This is a genomic window from Paraburkholderia sp. GAS82 (assembly GCF_050436285.1).
Lineage (GTDB): Bacteria > Pseudomonadota > Gammaproteobacteria > Burkholderiales > Burkholderiaceae > Paraburkholderia > Paraburkholderia phenazinium_B.
The window spans coordinates 263,907-281,733 of the sequence record NZ_JBNDLX010000008.1 but is presented as its reverse complement, the minus strand read 5'-3'; the positions used below and the strand labels follow the sequence as shown (position 1 = coordinate 281,733).

The 17,827-nt window shown below is 64.3% G+C and carries 15 protein-coding genes; 3 read left to right on the top strand and 12 right to left on the bottom strand.

The features are described 5' to 3' along the window. The first annotated feature begins 19 nt into the window (after positions 1-19). A complete protein-coding gene (locus P3T17_RS25305) occupies positions 20-340 on the top strand; it encodes a DUF2917 domain-containing protein (RefSeq protein WP_429409281.1) in 321 nt (106 codons plus the stop codon). A gap of 104 nt (positions 341-444) precedes the next feature. On the opposite strand, the gene P3T17_RS25300 is transcribed toward P3T17_RS25305, so the two are convergent. Next, a complete protein-coding gene (locus tag P3T17_RS25300; protein ID WP_429409280.1) occupies positions 445-1,674 on the bottom strand; it encodes a citrate/2-methylcitrate synthase in 1,230 nt (409 codons plus the stop codon). A 130-nt stretch (positions 1,675-1,804) separates the two neighbouring features. Here P3T17_RS25300 and P3T17_RS25295 point away from each other — a divergent pair, with 130 nt between their 5' ends. Then, positions 1,805-3,199 carry a CoA transferase gene (locus tag P3T17_RS25295; protein ID WP_429409279.1) on the top strand — a complete coding sequence of 465 codons (1,395 nt, stop codon included), beginning with the start codon at positions 1,805-1,807 and terminating at the stop codon, positions 3,197-3,199. A gap of 27 nt (positions 3,200-3,226) precedes the next feature. Here the strand turns inward: P3T17_RS25295 and P3T17_RS25290 are convergent, their stop codons facing one another. Beyond that, positions 3,227-3,973: a GntR family transcriptional regulator gene (locus P3T17_RS25290; RefSeq protein ID WP_074263530.1), complete on the bottom strand. Its 747-nt coding sequence runs from the start codon at positions 3,971-3,973 to the stop codon at positions 3,227-3,229. A 253-nt stretch (positions 3,974-4,226) separates the two neighbouring features. On the opposite strand from P3T17_RS25290, the gene P3T17_RS25285 reads away from it, so the two are divergent. After that, a complete protein-coding gene (locus P3T17_RS25285) occupies positions 4,227-5,072 on the top strand; it encodes an aldo/keto reductase (RefSeq protein ID WP_429409278.1) in 846 nt (281 codons plus the stop codon). Between the two features lie 177 nt (positions 5,073-5,249). Here the strand turns inward: P3T17_RS25285 and P3T17_RS25280 are convergent, their stop codons facing one another. The 10 genes from P3T17_RS25280 to P3T17_RS25235 all read right to left on the bottom strand — a co-directional run bounded on the left by P3T17_RS25280 (position 5,250) and on the right by P3T17_RS25235 (position 17,514). After that, positions 5,250-6,053: a hypothetical protein gene (locus P3T17_RS25280; RefSeq protein ID WP_429409277.1), complete on the bottom strand. Its 804-nt coding sequence runs from the start codon at positions 6,051-6,053 to the stop codon at positions 5,250-5,252. Between the two features lie 498 nt (positions 6,054-6,551). Further along, the gene (locus tag P3T17_RS25275) at positions 6,552-8,711 is read right to left on the bottom strand and encodes an ABC transporter ATP-binding protein (RefSeq protein WP_429409276.1); all 2,160 of its coding nucleotides are present in this window, start codon (positions 8,709-8,711) and stop codon (positions 6,552-6,554) included. Further along, complete coding sequence (locus tag P3T17_RS25270; RefSeq protein ID WP_429286854.1) at positions 8,708-9,580, bottom strand: ABC transporter permease; 873 nt, start codon at positions 9,578-9,580, stop codon at positions 8,708-8,710. Before P3T17_RS25270 ends, P3T17_RS25275 begins: the two co-directional genes overlap by 4 nt. Beyond that, positions 9,577-10,587 (bottom strand): ABC transporter permease, encoded by a 1,011-nt coding sequence (locus P3T17_RS25265; RefSeq protein WP_429409275.1) that lies wholly within the window; start codon positions 10,585-10,587, stop codon positions 9,577-9,579. The genes P3T17_RS25270 and P3T17_RS25265 overlap by 4 nt, the downstream gene beginning before the upstream one ends. A gap of 28 nt (positions 10,588-10,615) precedes the next feature. After that, on the bottom strand, positions 10,616-12,280 hold the full coding sequence (locus tag P3T17_RS25260; protein WP_429409274.1) for an ABC transporter substrate-binding protein: 1,665 nt from the start codon (positions 12,278-12,280) through the stop codon (positions 10,616-10,618). A gap of 292 nt (positions 12,281-12,572) precedes the next feature. After that, positions 12,573-13,115 (bottom strand): cupin domain-containing protein, encoded by a 543-nt coding sequence (locus P3T17_RS25255; protein ID WP_429409273.1) that lies wholly within the window; start codon positions 13,113-13,115, stop codon positions 12,573-12,575. Positions 13,116-13,275: 160 nt separating this feature from the next. Further along, positions 13,276-15,381 carry an elongation factor G gene (gene fusA, locus P3T17_RS25250; RefSeq protein WP_074263537.1) on the bottom strand — a complete coding sequence of 702 codons (2,106 nt, stop codon included), beginning with the start codon at positions 15,379-15,381 and terminating at the stop codon, positions 13,276-13,278. Positions 15,382-15,680: 299 nt separating this feature from the next. Next, positions 15,681-16,187, bottom strand: a complete 507-nt coding sequence (locus P3T17_RS25245; RefSeq protein WP_074263538.1) for a DUF192 domain-containing protein — start codon at positions 16,185-16,187, stop codon at positions 15,681-15,683. A gap of 155 nt (positions 16,188-16,342) precedes the next feature. Then, positions 16,343-16,543, bottom strand: a complete 201-nt coding sequence (locus P3T17_RS25240; protein ID WP_074263539.1) for a hypothetical protein — start codon at positions 16,541-16,543, stop codon at positions 16,343-16,345. Between the two features lie 395 nt (positions 16,544-16,938). Beyond that, on the bottom strand, positions 16,939-17,514 hold the full coding sequence (locus P3T17_RS25235) for a pseudouridine synthase (protein WP_429409272.1): 576 nt from the start codon (positions 17,512-17,514) through the stop codon (positions 16,939-16,941). Positions 17,515-17,827: the final 313 nt, after the last annotated feature.

Sequence of the window (17,827 nt, the reverse complement as noted above, 5' to 3'; positions counted from 1 at the left end):
CCGTTCAAGGAGCAATGCGATGCGTGAAATCCGTACTTTCGAACTCGATCACGGTGAGCCGGCAACCGCCTGGCGTGTAGCACGGCCGCTTACGCTGCAGGTGATGGCGGGGCAGGTCTGGTTGACCGTGGAAGGTGATCTGCGCGATTACTGGCTTGCGTCAGGCGAGACCTTTGAGCTCAATCGTGGCGCACGCGTGTGGGTGAGCGCGGGGCAGGGAGGCGCGCGGCTGGCGCTGGCTTTCGCGAGCGGTGCGGCCGGTGCAAGGGTGCGGCCTGCTGTGGAGACGGCGCGGATGTCCCTCTGGAGTTGGGTGCCGCGCTGGTTGCAGACCATCTGAAGGATGCGGGGGCGTTTGAACGCAGAGGCGCTCGCGGGCAGTGTCCTGCTAGCGCCTTGCCCGCCAGTTCTTGCATCCGCCTCGACATCCGGCAGGCGCACCGCTCACGCTTCGTAGTCCCCGATGTATCGCGCTCGCGGCCGGATCAGGCGGCCATCCGCAGTCTGTTCCATCGCGTGCGCAATCCACCCCACCACCCGGCCAACCGCGAACAGCGTAAACGCGGCGCCCGCAGGCAAACCCAATACCCGTTCAATGGATGCGAGCGCGTAGTCGAGCGTCGGCTCGGCGCCGCTCGTCTCGCGCACCGCGCGCGCGAGCGCATGGACCTCGGCAATCGGCGAGCGAGCCGGCGCGCACTCCGTCAATAACTCGAGCAACACCCGCGCACGCGGATCGCCGTGCGGATACAACGTGTGTCCGAAGCCGGACAGGATGGCGCCGTAGCCACCGTGCTCATCACGGGCGAGGCGGGTGGCCAGGAAGCGGTCAAGATGCGGTGCGCGGGCTGCTTCGTCAAATAGCGCGGCCACGCGCACAGTTTCGCCGCCGTGACGCGGTCCCGACAACGCCGCAAGACCACCCGCCACTGCGCCGAACAGGTGGGTGCCCGTCGAGGTGATGCAGCGCACCGTGAACGTCGACGCGTTCAGCTCATGATCGGCGCACGCGATCAGCGCGGCGCGCAGCACGCCCATTTGCTGACGGTTGCGGATGCCCCAGGCGGCGGCGAGCTGCCGGTGCATGGGTTCATTCGACGGCGCCGCGGAGATCATCGACGCCGCCAGCAGACGCATTACGGTGCAAGCGGTATCGAGCTGCGCGTCGCGGCCCTGTGCCCAGACCCGTGGCATCTGCGCGGCGGCAGCAGGCAGCAGCACCAGCGCGCGGTCGAGCGGCGTGCTGTCACCCCACAATTTGAGCCACGCGGCCCATTGCGCCGCGCCGAGTGGCGCCGGCGGCGCTTCGGCAAGACGCCGCGGACTGCACTCCCATAACAGCGCCGCGACTTCTTCGAGCGATGCCGTGCGCGCTAGCTCGACCGCATCATGGCCGCGATAGAGCAGGCGACCGTCCGCGATCAACGTGATTGACGACTCGAGCACCGGCACACCCCAGTCGAGCACCTTCTGCGCGACCTTGCCGGCACGCTTGCCGTCTGCCTTGCGGCGCGCGAGCCGCCGGACTTCAGCCGCGTCGTATAACCGGTGCTTGCCGTGCGCATCGGGTGACGAATGCAGCATGCCGCGGCTCACATACGCATAGAGCGTCGGCACGCTGACGCCGAGCAGCGCGGCCGCTTCGGTGGCGGTGAGTGTGGTGGCCATGGGCATAAGAACGTGAAGAAACCGGAGAAATCAATATATATTGATTATCTTAATCAAGATTGATTGTGAGAGGGTGGAATTTTAGACTCGGCTCAGTTCCTCCTTCAACTTCATCGCGCCGCTCGGGGCCCTGCTTATGACACCTCACCTCGCACTCGATCATCTCTGGACCGCGGCCGGTTGCGATGCCGCGGCGCTTGACGCCGTCACGCTGACCGGCGAGGACCCAGGTCTGCCGTCCGTGTACCGGGTCGGCACGCTCGCAACGGCCACGATCGCGGCGATGGGTCTCGCCGCGGCCGAATGTTTCCGTCTGCGCACCGGTTGCCGGCAGCGTGTCGAAGTCGATATGCGGCGCGCGCTGGCCGCGTTTCGCAGCGAGCGGTATCTGCGTATCGACGATGGTCCGCCGCCTGCCTTGCGCGATCCGGTGATGGGTTTCTACGCGACGCGCGACGGGCGTTGGATTCAGTTGCACACCAACTTCCCGCATCATCTGGCGGGCATCCTGAAGGTGCTGGGTTGTGCGAATAGTCGCGCAGCGGTAGCGGAGGCGATTCGCGGCTGGGATGGCGCAGCGCTGGATCAGACGCTCGCCGACGCGGGTTTGTGTGCCGCGCTGATCCGTTCGCCGCGCGAATGGGCTGCACTCGAGCAGGCTCGGGCGATCGCCAATCTGCCGCTGTTCGAGATCACGCGCATCGGCGATGCGCCGCCGGAGCCTGCTGGCCGCGGCGGCGCCGACCGGCCTCTGGCAGGGGCACGCGTGCTCGACCTGTCGCGGATCATTGCAGGTCCGGTGGCGGGACGCGCACTTGCGCAGCACGGCGCGCAGGTGCTGCTGGTCAACGGTCCGCACTTGCCGAATATCGCGCCGCTCGTGATCGACAATGGACGCGGCAAGCGCTCGGCCATTGTCGATCTGCGCAATGAGGCCGGGCGCGACCAGTTGCGCGCCCTGGCGCGCGACGCCGATGTGTTCCAGCAGGCTTACCGGCCAGGAGCAGTCGCCGCGCTGGGTTTTACGCCCGAAGCGCTGGCGCAGGCGCGGCCCGGGATCGTGTACGTGTCGATTTCCGCGTACGGTCACACCGGGCCTTGGGCGCAGCGACGCGGCTTCGACAGTCTCGTGCAATCCGCGAGCGGCATTGCGTGGACCGAGAGCCGCGCGGCGGGCGTTGATGAACCGAAGCATCTGCCGTGTCAGGCGCTCGATCACGCCACCGGCTATCTGGCCGCGTTTGGTGCGATGGTTGCGCTCGCGCGCCGGGCTACTGAGGGCGGCAGCTGGCATGTGCGCGTGTCGCTCGCGCAGACTGGGCGCTGGCTGCAATCGATGGGACAGATCGAAGACGGCTGGCGCGCGCCTGAGGTTGGCGCCGAAGATCTGCAGGACTGCATGGAGACTGTGGATTCTCCGTTCGGCCGCGTGCGTGGCACTTTGCCTGCCGAGCGTTTATCGGAGACGCCACCGTTTTATGCCCGCCCGCCGGTGCCGATCGGCACCGACGAAGCGTCCTGGCTGGCCTGACGGTACGGCATTTACTCGCGTGCGCAGCTACTTGCGCAACTCGGCGACGAAATCGTAGTAATCGTTGCGGCAATAGGTGTCGGTCAGTTCGATCGCGCGTTGATCGGCCGTGTAGCCGACGCGCGTGATCAGCAGCAGCGCCTCATTCGGCGCAATGCTCATCTGCTGCGCAATCTCATCGCTGGCGTTGACGGCGCGAAAATGCTGCAGCGCGCGCACGATCCCGAGACCGCGTTGCTCGAGATAGCTGTACAGCGAGTCGCCGATGGCTTGCGGATCGGGTATCACCGCGGCCGGGAACGTCGAGTTTTCAACCGCCATCACGATACCGTCCGCGAGGCGCAGGCGCCTCAGGCGCGTCACCGCCGCCGCTGGCGATAAACCCAGTTGAATGACTTCGTCGCGATTGGCGGGCAGGATCTCGCGCGAGATCCATTCTGAACTCGGACTAAAGCCGCGCCGCCGCAGCATCTCGCTGAAGCTCGACAGACGCGAGAGCGGATCTTCATAGCGCGGCGTGATAAAGCTGCCCGCGCCCTGGGTGCGGCGGATCAAACCCTGTTCGACCAGCAGCGCGATTGCCTTGCGCGCGGTAATCCGCGAGACGCCGAGCGCGTCGGACAGCACCCGCTCGGACGGCAGCGCCTCGCCTGCGTTCCAGCGGTTTTCATGAATCGCGTTGCCGAGCTTGCGAGCGAGTTGCAGATAAAGTGGCGTATCGTTTTCCGGGTCCGGGCGCAGATCGCGCCAGCGGTCTTCCGAGGCAGAGTTCATGTGGCAGACGCAAGAAGGGCAAGCGGCAATTCTATGACATTGGCGCGCTGTGTTATAGCGGGCTTTTGCCTGGGGGGTCGATTTGACGGTCTGCAAGCGGATAAACTTGTGCGAACCGGGGCCGTCCAAAATGAGCGACCTTAACGCGCTGTCCGCGGTCGTGTGAAGCCGGCCGTCCTTGATACGGCAGGCATTAGCCGGCAGCCCGCCGCCGGTCGCCCGCCGCCGGTCGCCCGCAATCGAAGGAGAACGTATGACGATCGATATCGCCACTGTGAGCTTGCCCGACGGCGAGCACATACCGAAGCTGGGGCAGGGCACCTGGGAGATGGGCGAGCAGCCCGCACGGCGTGCCGCGGAGATCGCGGCGATACGCGCCGGCATCGAACTCGGCATGACGCTCATCGATACCGCCGAGATGTACGGCGACGGCGCGACGGAAAGCCTTCTCGGCGAGGCGCTCGGCGGATTGCGCGAACGCGTGTTCCTCGTTAGCAAGGTTTATCCGCACAACGCCAGCCGGCGCGGCGTGCAGACGGCCTGCGAAAAGAGCCTGAAGCGGTTGAAAACCGATCACCTCGATCTGTATCTGCTGCATTGGCGCGGTTCGGTGCCGTTGGAAGAGACGGTGGCAGGTTTCGAAGCCCTGCAGCAGGCCGGCAAGATTCGCCATTGGGGCGTCAGCAATTTCGACACCGACGATATGGAAGAACTGATGACGGTACCCGGCGGTGACGCCTGCGCGACCAATCAGATTCTCTATAACGTCGCGCGACGCGGCCCGGAATATGACCTGCTCCCATGGCTTGCTGGCCACGACATGCCGGCGATGGCATACAGTCCGGTGGATCATGCGCGCCTGCCGAAACGCTCGGCGCTCGACAACATTGCCGACGCGCGTGGTGTCTCGGTGTTTCAGGTGGCGCTTGCGTGGGTGCTGCAACAGCCTGGCGTGTTCGCGATCCCGAAGGCAGGACGCGTTGAACATGTGCGCGACAATCAGCGCGCGCTGGAACTGCGACTCGACGCCGACGAATGCGCGGCCATCGACGCGTACTTCAAACCGCCGCGTAACAAACGGCCGCTTGAAATGCTCTGAGGGTGATTGGGACTCTCGCAACGCCGCTGACGAAATCGTTGATGACTCGATCCCGGCTGTGGCGGTGACGCTCGACCGGGGGATCGAGACGCCACCGCCTACGCTCGCCGGGAAGGGCTGCCGCGACGGAGCACGGCCCGCGGGGTAGGAACGGCTCGGGGGTGCCGTTCCCTGGATCTAATGTCCTTTCCCGCCGCTACTTCCGCCACTGCTGCTTCCACCCTTGCCTCCGTGGCCGCCATTGCCGAAACCTCCGCCAAGGCCTCCGCCGAAGCCACCACCGAAGCCGCCAAACCCACCGCTGGGACCGCTGCCGCAACCGCAACCGCCGCCAAAGCCTCCGCCGAAACCGCCGCCGGGGCCACTCCCGCCACCACCGGGGCCACTGCCGCCGCCACCGGGACCACTACCGCCACCACCACCCGGACCACTACCACCGCCGCCACCGGGACCACTACCACCGCCGCCGCCTGGGCCACTACCGCCGCCACCACCGGGACCACTACCGCCACCGCCGCCCGGGCCACTACCGCTACTACCACCGCCGCTGCTTCCGCTTCCACCACCCTTGCCGGCGCTCGCCCCATTTCCACTCGGCCCTGCGCCGGCCGCGGCCCCTGCGCCGCTACCCGCACCGGCGTTGCCGCTGGAACCGGCCGCTCCGCTTCGACCATGCGCCGCACAGTGACCCGCGTTGGTGCCACGGCATTCCAGACCGCCGAAGACCGTAGCGACGTCCTCAGCCGCGGTGGCGTTATAAGCCGCTTCTCCGGTTCCAGACGGATCGTTCTGCGCAAGCTGCGTCGTAGTGGCCGCGCCGCTCGCGGGCAACGGAGCAGCGGTCGCAACCGTCAGCCTCGCAGCGTCGTCACTGGAGCCGGCGTAAGCGACCTGAGTTGAAAGTAACCCCGCGCCGGCGGCGAACATCGCCATACCGCCGGCTATCCCGTAGCAGTACTGATTTAATATTCTGGTCTTCATCACTTCTCTCCCGAGGAGACGCCAGCTCCTCGTCGCCGCCGTCTCTCAAGCGTGTGTGGTATGCGAGCGGCCTGTCGATCTGCGAGCCTGATCGCCTCCCCGAGTCGCTCTGCGCATCGCGTGCCGTTGCATAACACACGCGATGTGCGCGAAACGCTGTCACCGTTTTGCCGATCCTTCGTGGCCCCGGTCCGCGAGATTGATTCCCCCTCCCTCGCGCGCTGCGGCAAACGCCGGTGGCCCGCTCGTTTGCCGGGCGCGATGTCGACGACGCGCGCCATGCCGCTGGACTCGTCCATGCATATGGATGTCAGCGCAACGGATCGCGCACGCGGCTGGATCGTTCAACGCGGGCCGGATACCGCTCCCTTTATAGCGATATCCGTGCCACTGCCCGCTCAAGCCCGTCCGATGTGGCGTCTTCGTGATGGGCGTGAGGCGCCATGTCGGGAATCGACGGAAAACGTTTCGGACGTGAAACGCGCGAGTGGGAGCGGCTTAAACTTCGCCTGGGGTTCCACCTGGGGGCGCGTCCGGGACCGTGCCCTGGACGACGACGGGCTGCGCGCCTTGCAGCGCGCGCAACTCTTCGATGGGGATGTGGCAGCGGATCCGATGCCCGCTGCCGGCGTCGACGAAAGGCGGATCCTGCTGCTCGCAGATAGCGCCGAGCTTGCGCGGGCAGCGTGTGTGGAACACGCAGCCCGAAGGCGGTGATGCCGGGCTCGGCATCTCGCCGGACAGGCGAATGCGCTCGCCGCGATTGACGGCATCGAGCGCCGGTGCCGAAGACAGCAGTGCCTCGGTATACGGATGATGCGGTCCGTCGAAGACCGCGGCGGCAGGCCCGATCTCCAGAAGCCGTCCGACGTATAGCACTGCGATGCGATCGGACAGGTAACGAACCACGTGCAGATCGTGCGAGATGAACACGTAGCTCACACCGCGCTCGCGTTGCAGATCGGCGAGCAGGTTGAGGATCGACGCCTGCACGGAGACATCGAGCGCGGAGGTGGGTTCATCGCACACCACCACGCGCGGCTCACCCGCGAAGGCGCGGGCAATCGCAACGCGCTGCTTGAGGCCGCCCGACAGCTGTCGCGTGCGGGAGCCGAGATAGCGATCCGGCAAGCGCACGGCTGCCGTCAACGCCGCGAGCCGCTCGTCCTGTGCCGGGCCGCTCAACGCTGCGAGCCGCGAGAGCGCGCGGCCAATCAGCCGTCTCACGGAATGCGACCGGTTGAGCGCCGAGTCGGGGTTCTGGAACACGATCTGTAGCGATTTGACCTGCTCGTCGTTGCGGCTCGTGACGCGAGCGGGCAGCGGTTTGCCGTCGAGTTCGAGGACGCTGCCGGCGTCGGGCGCGAGCAGGCCGAGCATCAGCTTGGCGAGCGTCGTCTTGCCGCTGCCCGATTCGCCGACGAGGCCCAAGGTTTCGCCGGTAGCCAGGTCGAGGGAGACGTCGTCGACCGCGCGTAGCGCGACGCCCCCCACGTGGAATGTCTTCGAAACCCGCTCGGCGCGCAGCACGAGCGCGCCATGGGCGGCAGCGTTGGCAGGTAATGCATCTTTGCCAGCGCCGGCTTGAGGCGAGGCCGCTTCCGTGCTGGTGCGCGGCAATTCCATCGCCCGCTCGTGATAGTGGCAACGCGACATCTGATCGCCGTGCGCACCGGCAACACGATGCGGCGGTGGAACCTCGCGGCGGCAGCGGTCATCCGCGAGACGGCAGCGGTCTGAGTAGATGCAACCCTGCGTGACCGAGCCGGGCGAGGGCAGTTGCCCCGCGATCGTGTCGAGCCGTTCGCGCTCCTTGCTGCGCCCCGACGTAGGCAGGCAGCGTAGCAGGCCGACCGTGTACGGATGACGAGGCCGGGCAAACACATCTTGTGTCGCGCCTTCTTCGACGAGCCTGCCCGCATACAGCACGCCGACACGTTCGCACATGCGGCCGATGACCGCGAGATTGTGGCTGATGAAGAGGACCGCGGTGCCGAGTTCCTTGCGCAGTTGCGCGACGAGATCCAGCACCTCAGCTTCGACGGTGGCGTCGAGACCGGTAGTGGGTTCGTCGAGAATGAGCAGGGCGGGGTTCGACGCGAGCGCCATCGCGATCACCACGCGCTGTTGCATGCCGCCCGACAATTGATGAGGATAACTGTCCATCACCCGTTCAGGCGCCGCGATGCGCACACGCCGCAGCATCTCGAGCGTGCGCGTCAGCGCCTCGCTGCGGCTGGCGCCCGCTGCTTCGAAGGCCTCGGCGACCTGGCGCGCAATCGTCATCGACGGATTCAGCGCGCGGCCCGGGTCCTGGTAGACCATCGAGATCGCGGTGGCGCGCATCGTGCGTAACGCATCGGCGTTGAGCGTCTGCACATCCTGTCCAGCGATCAGGATCTTGCCTGCTTTCGCTTTGCCGTTGCGCGGCAGATAGCGCAGCGCTGCCATTGCGACGGTCGATTTGCCGCAACCTGATTCGCCCACCAGGCCATATGCCTCGCCGCGCCGTATGCGGAACGAGACGTCGTGCAAGACCTCGCGATCACGTCCGCGGATCCGGTAAGTGACGGTGAGGCCGACTAGCGTCAGCGCGTCGGTGCGGTCGCTCTTCGAGACATCGAAGGCGGGAAACGAGGCGGGAGGGGGGCCGTTCATCGGTCGAGCACGCCTTGCACGCTATCGGCGATCAGGTTCACGCCGACCACCAGCGAGGCGATGGCAGCGGCGTCGAACACGACCGTCCACCACGCACCGCCCGCCATCAGCGTGTACGACTCGGACAACGCGAGGCCCCAGTCCGCAGACGGCGGCTGGATGCCGAAGCCGAGAAAGGACAGCGTCGCCACCGCGAAAATCGCATAGCCGAGGCGCACGGTGGCTTCGACGATAATCGGCGGCAGCACGTTCGGCAGGATCTCCGCAAACATGATGTAGGGCGCGCGCTCGCCGCGCAGTTGTGCCGCCGCGACGTAGTCGAGATGGCGTTCGGCAAACACCGCAGCGCGCACGGTGCGTGCCGTGATCGGCGTGAACGTGATGCCGATTACGAGGATCACCGTTAGGTTCGACGCGCCCACGGCGGCCAGCGCAAGCAGTGCGACGATCACGAGCGGCAGCGCCAGCACGGCGTCGATCGCGCGCCCCACTACATTGTCGACCCAGCCTTCGAAGTAGCCGACCACGAGGCCAAGGGCCGTGCCCGCCACGGTGCCGAGCAGCGTGGCGAGCGGCGCGATGGTGAGGATGTCGCGAGCGCCGACGATAACGCGCGAGAACACATCGCGGCCGAGCTGATCGGTGCCGAACCAGTGCGCGTGGTCGGGCGGCATCAGCGAGTTGAGCGGGTCGGAGGCGTAGGCGTCGAGCGGTGCGATCCAGCGTCCCGCAATTGCGCAGACCACCCACCACAGGACGATCACCACGCCGACCACGAACGTCGGCGAGCGCAGCAGCACGCGCAACTGATCGAAGCGGGGCTCGCGTACGGCAGGCGTAGCCGGTGTGCCGGGGACAATCGTGCTCATTCGCCGCTCCTCACGCGCAGGCGCGGATTGAGCATGACCTGCAAGGCATCGGCCGCGAGATTCGCTACCGTATAGACGACGCCGATCGTCAGCACGCCGGCCTCGAGCATCGGGAAGTCCTTCGCCTTGGCGGCGTTGTAGATCAGCGAGCCGATGCCCTGATAGTGGAACAGCGTTTCCACCACGACGAGGCCGCCGATCATATAGCCGAGCTGTGTAGCGGCCACGGTGATGGTAGGCAGCAGCGCATTGCGCAACACGTGCCGCCAGATCACGACACGCTGCGGCAGGCCTTTGAGAATGGCAGTGCGCGTGTAATCGGCGTCGAGTGCCTCGACGGTGCCGGCTCGCGCCATGCGCGCGATGTAGCCGAAGAACACCAGCACGAGCGGCAGCACCGGCAGGATCAGATGTTTCAGTTGTTCGAGCACGCCTGCGCCAGGAGGATACGAGGCTTCGATCGGCAACCAGCGTAACCACACGCCGAAGATCAGGATCAACGTGATCGACGAGACGAATTCCGGCACGACCGTTGCCGACAAACCGGCGATGCTGATTGTGCGGTCGATCCAGCGTCCCGCGTGCATCGCGGCCCACACGCCGCCGGCAATACCCAACGGCACGACAACGATGAAGGCGAGCAGCCCAAGCTTCGCCGAATGCGCGAGAGCGTCGGCGATGAACGGTCCAACGGGCTCGCGATACGCGTACGACAGCCCCATGTCGCCACGCAAGAAATGCGTGATCCACTCGACGTATTGGGTCAATAGCGGCCGGTCCGAGCCGAGCTGATGATTGAGCGCGGCGACCGCGCGTGCATCGGCGAGCGGGCCGAGAATCGCGCGGCCGATGTCGCCAGGCAGCAACTGCCCGCCCGCAAACACGATCACCGAGAGCAGCCACAGCGTGATCACCGACAGCGCCAGACGCGTCGCTAGAAAACGCGCAACCCGTCCCGCGTTGCCTTTGCTAACGCGAGGGGTGGAGGGCGTGAGCGCAGTCGACATGGTTAGCTACGAGCGGCACACACCGCGCTCAGGCACTGAGCGTCACGCGGTTGAAGTACAGCTGCGCGAGCGCAGTAAAACGCATTCCGTTGACGCCCGAGCGCATCGCAATCAGCTGATCGTAGAAGAACGGAATGATCACGGGCGTCTCGTCGAGCAAGAGCGTTTGAATCTGGCCGGAGAGTTTGCGCTGCGATGTGATATCGACGGCCGCCACAAATTGCGCGACCAGTTGGTCGTACTGAGGGTTCTTGAAGTGCGCTGCGTTCCACGTCCCGTTGCTCGTCAGCGGTGCGTTGAGGAATACGTTCGGCACGCCGCGATGGCCGTAATCGGTGATGCCGAGCGGCGAGTCGAGCCAGTCCGATTTGCCGGGTGTGGCCGCGCCATAGTAGAGCGACTGGCTTTCCACCTTCAGGTTGATACGTACGCCGATCGCCTTGGCCGCGTTTTGCACGACGACCGCGAGATCGGGAATCTCCATGTACTTTTCCGTGGTGAGCGTCACGTCGAAGCCGTTGGCCACACCCGCCTGCGCGAGCAGTTGCTTCGCTTTGGCAACGTCGATCTTGCGTTGCGGCACGCCCGCATCGGACGACGGAAACACCGGCGCGAACGGGCTGTCGTTGCCGACCTGCGCCTTGCCGCGAAACAGGCCACGCACGATCACGTCGCGATCGAGCGACAGCGCCAAGGCCTGGCGCACGCGCTTGTCCTTGAAAAGCGGATCGTCGTTGCGCATGTGGATCTGGCGATGCGCGCTCGACTTCACACCGATCGTCTTGAACTCAGGGTTGTTCATGAGGCCCACGCCGCCCTGCACGGTGAACGTACCCATCACGTCCGCCTGACGTCCTTGCAGCGCGAGAATCTGCGCCTGTTCGTCGGCGTAGAACGAAAACTGCACGCGTTCCGGCAACGCCTTTTCACCCCAATAGTCGGGATTGCGTACGAATGAGGCGCCGACCTTCGGCGTGTACTTCTCAAGCTTGAACGGACCGGTGCCGATGAAGCTCTTTTCGTAGTTGCCCGCGTAGTTGGCCGGCAGCACGATGGCGTTGTAATTGTCCGAGGAAACGTAGTACGGGAAGTTGCCGTTCGGGGCGTCGAGGTGGAACGCGACCGTATGATCGTCGACGACCTGAGCGCCGCCCTTGGACAGCACGCCCTTCAGCACGGAGAGCGCTGCCGAGCCGCTCGCCGGATCGGCCAGGCGGTCGAAGGTGGCGACGACGTCTTTCGCCGTGAACGGCTGGCCGTCGTTGAACTTCACGTTTGGACGCAGCTTGAAGGTCCAGACATCGCCTTTGTCATTCGGCTTCCACGAGAGCGCGAGCGCCGGCTTGAGGACCAGGTGCTCGCCATCGTCGTCGATCAGGAATTCGCCGCTCTGCACCAGCAGCGCGAGACCGCCGGCATCGCCGACGGTGAGGGGATCGATCGCACCGGTCGGAGTCAGATGGGCAACGCGAATGGTCGCGTTCGCAGCGCCCGGAGTGCCTTGTGCGCGTGCCTGCGGGGTAGCGAAGAGACCACCGCCCGCGAGCGAAAGTCCAATCACGCTGGCGTAGCGCAGCAGTTCGCGGCGTGACAGGCGGCCGGCGACGAATTCGTCGATCGCATGGTTGCCGTAGTCATCGGCACTGCGGCGTGCAGTTTCGAGCGCGAGGAGTCGATCCGCGGGAGTCTTCATCGATGGGGCGTCCAGTCCGTTCTGATAGGTGCCGCGCAGCTTGCGCACGGCAGGGGCGACGGTATCGCGATGGCGAAAAGCGGTTTCAGTGTAAGCGATTGGGCAGCGGTTCGGAACGTCTGCGGCTGCTGAGGCTGGAGTTGACGCGCTTAAAAGGGCCAACCTGTCTCACCGTGACAACGCTCGGGTGCCCTGCGCCGCGGGCGAGCACGGCGTCCTATAACACTTGCCGATGCGCTGGCAGACGAACCGCTGTGGTGGCGACATCCTTACCGGCTCTTCGCCGCCTGGCTTAGTGTTCGTGCGGATGCTTGTGGATCGGATCGACCCAGAACACGGTTTCCGGCGCTTCGACCGCGTCGATGTTCAGATTCACCACCACCGCCTCATTATCGCTGCGCACGAGCACGCATTCGAGCGGGTCGTCGGTGCTGGCATTGATCTCCTGATGCGGCACGTAGGGCGGAACGAAGATGAAGTCGCCGGGACCGGCTTCGGCGGTGAACTCGAGGTGCTCGCCCCAGCGCATGCGCGCCTGGCCGCGTACGACGTAGATGACGCTTTCCAGCGCGCCGTGATGATGCGCGCCGGTCTTGGCATTCGGATGGATCGTCACGGTGCCTGCCCAGATTTTCTGCGCGCCGACGCGCGCCGCGTTGATTGCGGCGGCGCGGTTCATGCCCGGCGTTTGTGCGGTGTTGCTGTCGAGCTGATCGCCGCGGATCACCTTGACGCCGTGTTCGCGCCAGTCGACAGGCGCGCTTTCATTGGACGCGGCGCTATCGGGTTCATGCGGGTGGTCATGATCGTGATCATGCGGATGGTCGTGACTCATGGCGTGTCTCCCATGCAAAGCCGCCGGGTGAGGGCGGTCATGTCTGGTTGCAGTTTCGCCATTCTTGCATGTCCGCCGCTTATGCGCGCGGCGTGCATCGTGGCAAAAAAAAGCCCGTTCAACCTGAACGGGCTTTGTGCACGCTAACCTTCAGCGCTGGTTACTTCTGCTTGGCATTGATCACCGCTTCCGCGACGTTGTTCGGCGTTTCAGCGTAGTGCTTGAACTCCATCGTGTACGTCGCGCGGCCTTGCGTTGCGGAACGCAGCGAGGTGGAATAGCCGAACATCTCCGCGAGCGGCACTTCGGCGCGTACCAGCTTGCCGCCACCGCCGGCGATATCCTCCATGCCTTGCACCATGCCGCGACGGCTCGACAGGTCGCCCATCACGTTACCCATGAAGTCTTCCGGCGTCTCGACTTCGACGGCCATCATCGGCTCGAGCAGGACCGGCTTGGCCTTGCGCATCGCTTCCTTGAAGGCCATCGAACCGGCCATACGGAACGCGTTTTCGTTCGAGTCGACGTCGTGGTACGAACCGAAAGTCAGCGTCACTTTCACGTCCACCACCGGATAGCCCGCCAGCACGCCGGCCTTCAGCGTTTCGATAATGCCCTTGTCCACCGCCGGGATGTATTCGCGCGGAATTACGCCGCCCTTGATCGCGTCGACGAATTCGTAGCCCTTGCCTTGCGGCGCCGGCTCGAGCGTGATCACAGCATGACCGTACTGACCGCGGCCGCCCGACTGCTTGACGAACTTGCCTTCGACATCCTCGACCTTGTTGCGCACCGTTTCGCGGTAAGCGACCTGCGGCTTGCCGACAGTGGCTTCCACGCCGAACTCGCGCTTCATGCGGTCGACCAGAATTTCCAGGTGCAGCTCGCCCATCCCCGAGATGATGGTCTGGCCGGATTCTTCATCCGTTTGCACGCGGAACGACGGATCTTCCTGAGCAAGGCGGTTCAGCGCAATGCCCATCTTTTCCTGGTCGACCTTGGTCTTCGGCTCGACGGCCTGCGAAATCACCGGCTCAGGGAAGATCATCCGTTCAAGGATGATCACGTGATTCGGATCGCACAGCGTGTCGCCCGTGGTCGCTTCCTTCAGGCCGACGGCCGCGGCGATGTCGCCCGCGTAGACTTCCTTGATTTCCTTGCGCTCGTTCGCATGCATCTGCAGGATCCGGCCGAGGCGCTCCTTCTTTTCCTTGACCGCGTTGTAGACCGTGTCGCCCGAATTCACCACGCCCGAATAGACGCGGAAGAAAATCAGCTGGCCGACGAACGGGTCGGTCATGATCTTGAAGGCGAGCGCGGAGAACGGATCGGTGTCGCTCGGATGGCGCTCGATTTCCTTGTCGTACTCGTCGTGACCCGTGATGGCGGGCACGTCGATCGGCGACGGCAGGTAATCGATCACCGCGTCGAGCATGGCTTGCACGCCCTTGTTCTTGAACGCGCTGCCGCACAGCATCGGCACGATTTCGTTGGCGATGCAGCGCACGCGGATGCCGTGCTTGATTTCCTCTTCGGTCAGGGTCTCGCCGCCGAGGTATTTGTCGAGCAGTTCCTCGCTCGCTTCAGCGGCGGCCTCGACCATCTTGTCGTGCCATTCCTTCGCGGTGTCCGCGAGTTCCGCCGGGATGTCGCGGTACTCGAACTTGATGCCCTGGTTCTCTTCGTCCCAGTAGATCGCCTTCATCTTGACGAGGTCGACCACGCCCTGGAAATGATCTTCCGCACCGACCGGAATCTGGATCGGCACGGCGATGCCCTTCAGGCGATCGCCGATCTGCCGCTGCACGCGGAAGAAGTCGGCGCCGACGCGGTCCATCTTGTTGACGAACGCGATACGCGGCACCTTGTACTTGTTCGCCTGACGCCACACGGTTTCGGACTGCGGCTGCACACCGCCGACCGAGTCGTACACCATGCAGGCGCCGTCGAGCACGCGCATCGACCGTTCGACTTCAATCGTGAAGTCGACGTGGCCCGGGGTGTCGATGATGTTGATCCGGTGTTCAGGATAGTTGCCGGCCATGCCTTTCCAGAACGCAGTCGTGGCAGCCGATGTGATCGTGATGCCGCGCTCCTGCTCCTGCTCCATCCAGTCCATCGTCGCCGCGCCGTCGTGAACTTCACCGATCTTGTGAGTCACGCCGGTGTAGAAGAGGATGCGCTCGGTGGTTGTGGTTTTGCCGGCATCGATGTGAGCGCTGATGCCGATATTCCGGTAGCGCTCGATGGGAGTCTTGCGGGGCACGTGAACCTCCTTGAATTGGCGCGCCGGTAGTGGACGTCGGGCGGCGCACGACGCCGACCGGACGAACTCCGTGCTGCGGTTAGTCTACTAGAATAGCGCGTCGTAAGCTCTTTTGCAGGAATCTTGCCAGCCTCGCCCGCGCGGCCACCGGCGGGGCGCTCCGCCGGTCCTGTTCCGGTCTGCTCGCGTGCACGCAAAAAAAGCCGGCGCCCTTGCAACAAGGCACCGGCTTTCCGGAAACGGGCCGTGAATGGCGATTGCGCGGCTTACCGCACGATTCGCACGATCTGTCGCGCTGCTTATTGCGCCGCCGGCAACCCCTGAATCGTCATACCCGGCTTGATGCCCTTCGACGCGAACCAGTTCTTGCTCATTTCCAGCGCGTACACACCGTTGTTGCGCGGGCAATGGTTGTTGGTCGTTTCGGCATCCATCTCGTCGATGTCGGTGATCGTGCCGTCGGCGCGGATGAAAGCGATCGACAGTGGGATCAGCGTGTTTTTCATCCAGAAACAGTGCACCGCATTCTCGCCGAATACGAACAGCATGCCTTCGTTGGGGGCGAGTTGCGAGCGGTACATCAGGCCTTGTTCGCGATCCGCATCATTGGAGGCGACAGCGGCGTCGATCACGAACATGCCCACAGTCAGCTTGGCGCGCGGGAAATCGCCGGGTTGCTTGGCACCGGGCGGCATCTGCTGCGCGTACGCATTGTGGACGGGGGCGAGCGTGAACGAGGCGGCGGCCAACGGTAACGCAATGGCAAACGCAAAGCGCGCGAGCAACGAGCGCAGGGAAATTCGCACGGCAAGACTCCTGGGTGGGAAATTAACCCGCGAATGTTACGCGAGCGCGTCAAAGCACGTCAAAAACAAAAAGGCAGATCGCCTTGCGGGATCTGCCTTTCAACGCCGTAAGAACGGCAATTGCTGCTAGTTCTTGACTGCGTTTTACAACAAACTTACTCCGAAGCGCCCGAAGCTGCAGCAGCCGATGCTGCCTTCTTCTTCGATGCCTTCTTGTGCGTTGCCTTCTTCGTGGTCTTCTTTGCCGACGAAGCTGCTGCTGCCGGAGCTGCCGAAGCTGCGACCGGAGCCGAAGCTTGTGCGAATGCTGCCGTTGCGAAGAGGCCAGCGACCAGAGCGGCGATCAGTTTGTTCATTTTGTGAATCCTCAGCTTTAGTTAATTAACCAAATGACCCGGTTATGTATGAGTCATGTCGGTAAACGTGCCATCCACCTTTCGGTTGACAGCCGCATCAACAAATTTTTCGTGACGCGTCTGCGAGCGCTCGGACTCCTGCACTGACCGCGAAAACGGCTTGCACAAAGGCCCTCAAGGCTGAATGCCGGATAGCTTCGGGCGGCATCTGCGTCGAATAACGCGTCAGCTTGCGACGCGGTTGACGTCAATTCTCCGCAAATTTTCGGGAATGTTTATTCCTGGCTTTAATGAGCTGCCGGAGATGCCGCGGCAATGCCGTATGCGATTTTTATCAGCATTAAAAACGCTTGCGGATACAACGGCTTAGCGGGACTTTGCCTAAAGCTTGAGCATCAGCGGAGACCGTCCCAGGGAGCTCGCGCAGGCAGTTCGAGCGACGCGCCAGGCGCAAGACCCAGCGAAAAAATATCGAGCGCACCGATGCCGACACGCACCAGACGCAGGGTAGGAAAGCCGACTGCTGCCGTCATGCGACGCACCTGGCGATTCTTACCTTCCGTTATCGACAGTTCGATCCACGTGGTGGGGATGGCAGCGCGATAGCGGATCGGCGGATTGCGCGGCCAAAGAGCGTCGGTCGCGGCTGGATCGATCAGTTGTGCGTGACATGGGCGCGTCACATAGTCGCCGAGATCGACGCCGCTTGCGAGTGCCGTCAGGACTGTCTCGTCCGGCGCGCCTTCGACTTGCGCCCAGTAGCGTTTGACGAGCTTGTGACGCGGCTCGGCAATACGTGCCTGGAGCGTGCCGTCGTCGGTGAGCAGCAGCAGGCCTTCGCTATCGGAATCGAGACGGCCGGCCGGATAGACGCCGGGCACCTTGACCCAATCGGCAAGCGATGCGCGAGTTTCGTGCGGCGAGAACTGGCAAATGGTGCCGAACGGCTTGTTGAGAGCGAGGAGGCGCATGCGGAGTCCGGCGATATCAACCGGTACGGATGCGTAAGCCGGTGCTGGCACACACCCGCGCGACGCCCGGCTGGGTTGGTTCTGTGGCGAATGGTGGGATAATAATGCATAAAAGCCGCGGGCAGATTTTATGTCTTATATAAGACATAGGAGTGAGCGTACGTTGCCGGCACATTCTGCGGCTGCCGTGTCGCGTCTCGGAACCTGGCTGATCGGCCGATGCCCGTGCCCGGCGGTGGGGCGCTAGAATAGCCGCTCAGTTGCTTGCAGGCGTGCTGCTTTGCGCGTAGCGAGGAGCGCCAGATTTCGCAGT

Excerpts from the sequence above, each read along its gene's own strand:
- P3T17_RS25285 (WP_429409278.1), top strand. The coding sequence starts at position 4,227 with ATGACGATCGATATCGCCACTGTGAGCTTGCCCGACGGCGAGCACATA.
- P3T17_RS25260 (WP_429409274.1), bottom strand. The coding sequence starts at position 12,280 with ATGAAGACTCCCGCGGATCGACTCCTCGCGCTCGAAACTGCACGCCGC.
- P3T17_RS25290 (WP_074263530.1), bottom strand. The coding sequence starts at position 3,973 with ATGAACTCTGCCTCGGAAGACCGCTGGCGCGATCTGCGCCCGGACCCG.
- P3T17_RS25235 (WP_429409272.1), bottom strand. The coding sequence starts at position 17,514 with ATGCGCCTCCTCGCTCTCAACAAGCCGTTCGGCACCATTTGCCAGTTC.
- P3T17_RS25240 (WP_074263539.1), bottom strand. The coding sequence starts at position 16,543 with ATGAACAAACTGATCGCCGCTCTGGTCGCTGGCCTCTTCGCAACGGCA.
- P3T17_RS25295 (WP_429409279.1), top strand. The coding sequence starts at position 1,805 with ATGACACCTCACCTCGCACTCGATCATCTCTGGACCGCGGCCGGTTGC.
- P3T17_RS25300 (WP_429409280.1), bottom strand. The coding sequence starts at position 1,674 with ATGCCCATGGCCACCACACTCACCGCCACCGAAGCGGCCGCGCTGCTC.
- P3T17_RS25280 (WP_429409277.1), bottom strand. The coding sequence starts at position 6,053 with ATGAAGACCAGAATATTAAATCAGTACTGCTACGGGATAGCCGGCGGT.
- P3T17_RS25305 (WP_429409281.1), top strand. The coding sequence starts at position 20 with ATGCGTGAAATCCGTACTTTCGAACTCGATCACGGTGAGCCGGCAACC.
- P3T17_RS25275 (WP_429409276.1), bottom strand. The coding sequence starts at position 8,711 with ATGAACGGCCCCCCTCCCGCCTCGTTTCCCGCCTTCGATGTCTCGAAG.
- P3T17_RS25270 (WP_429286854.1), bottom strand. The coding sequence starts at position 9,580 with ATGAGCACGATTGTCCCCGGCACACCGGCTACGCCTGCCGTACGCGAG.
- P3T17_RS25255 (WP_429409273.1), bottom strand. The coding sequence starts at position 13,115 with ATGAGTCACGACCATCCGCATGATCACGATCATGACCACCCGCATGAA.
- P3T17_RS25265 (WP_429409275.1), bottom strand. The coding sequence starts at position 10,587 with ATGTCGACTGCGCTCACGCCCTCCACCCCTCGCGTTAGCAAAGGCAAC.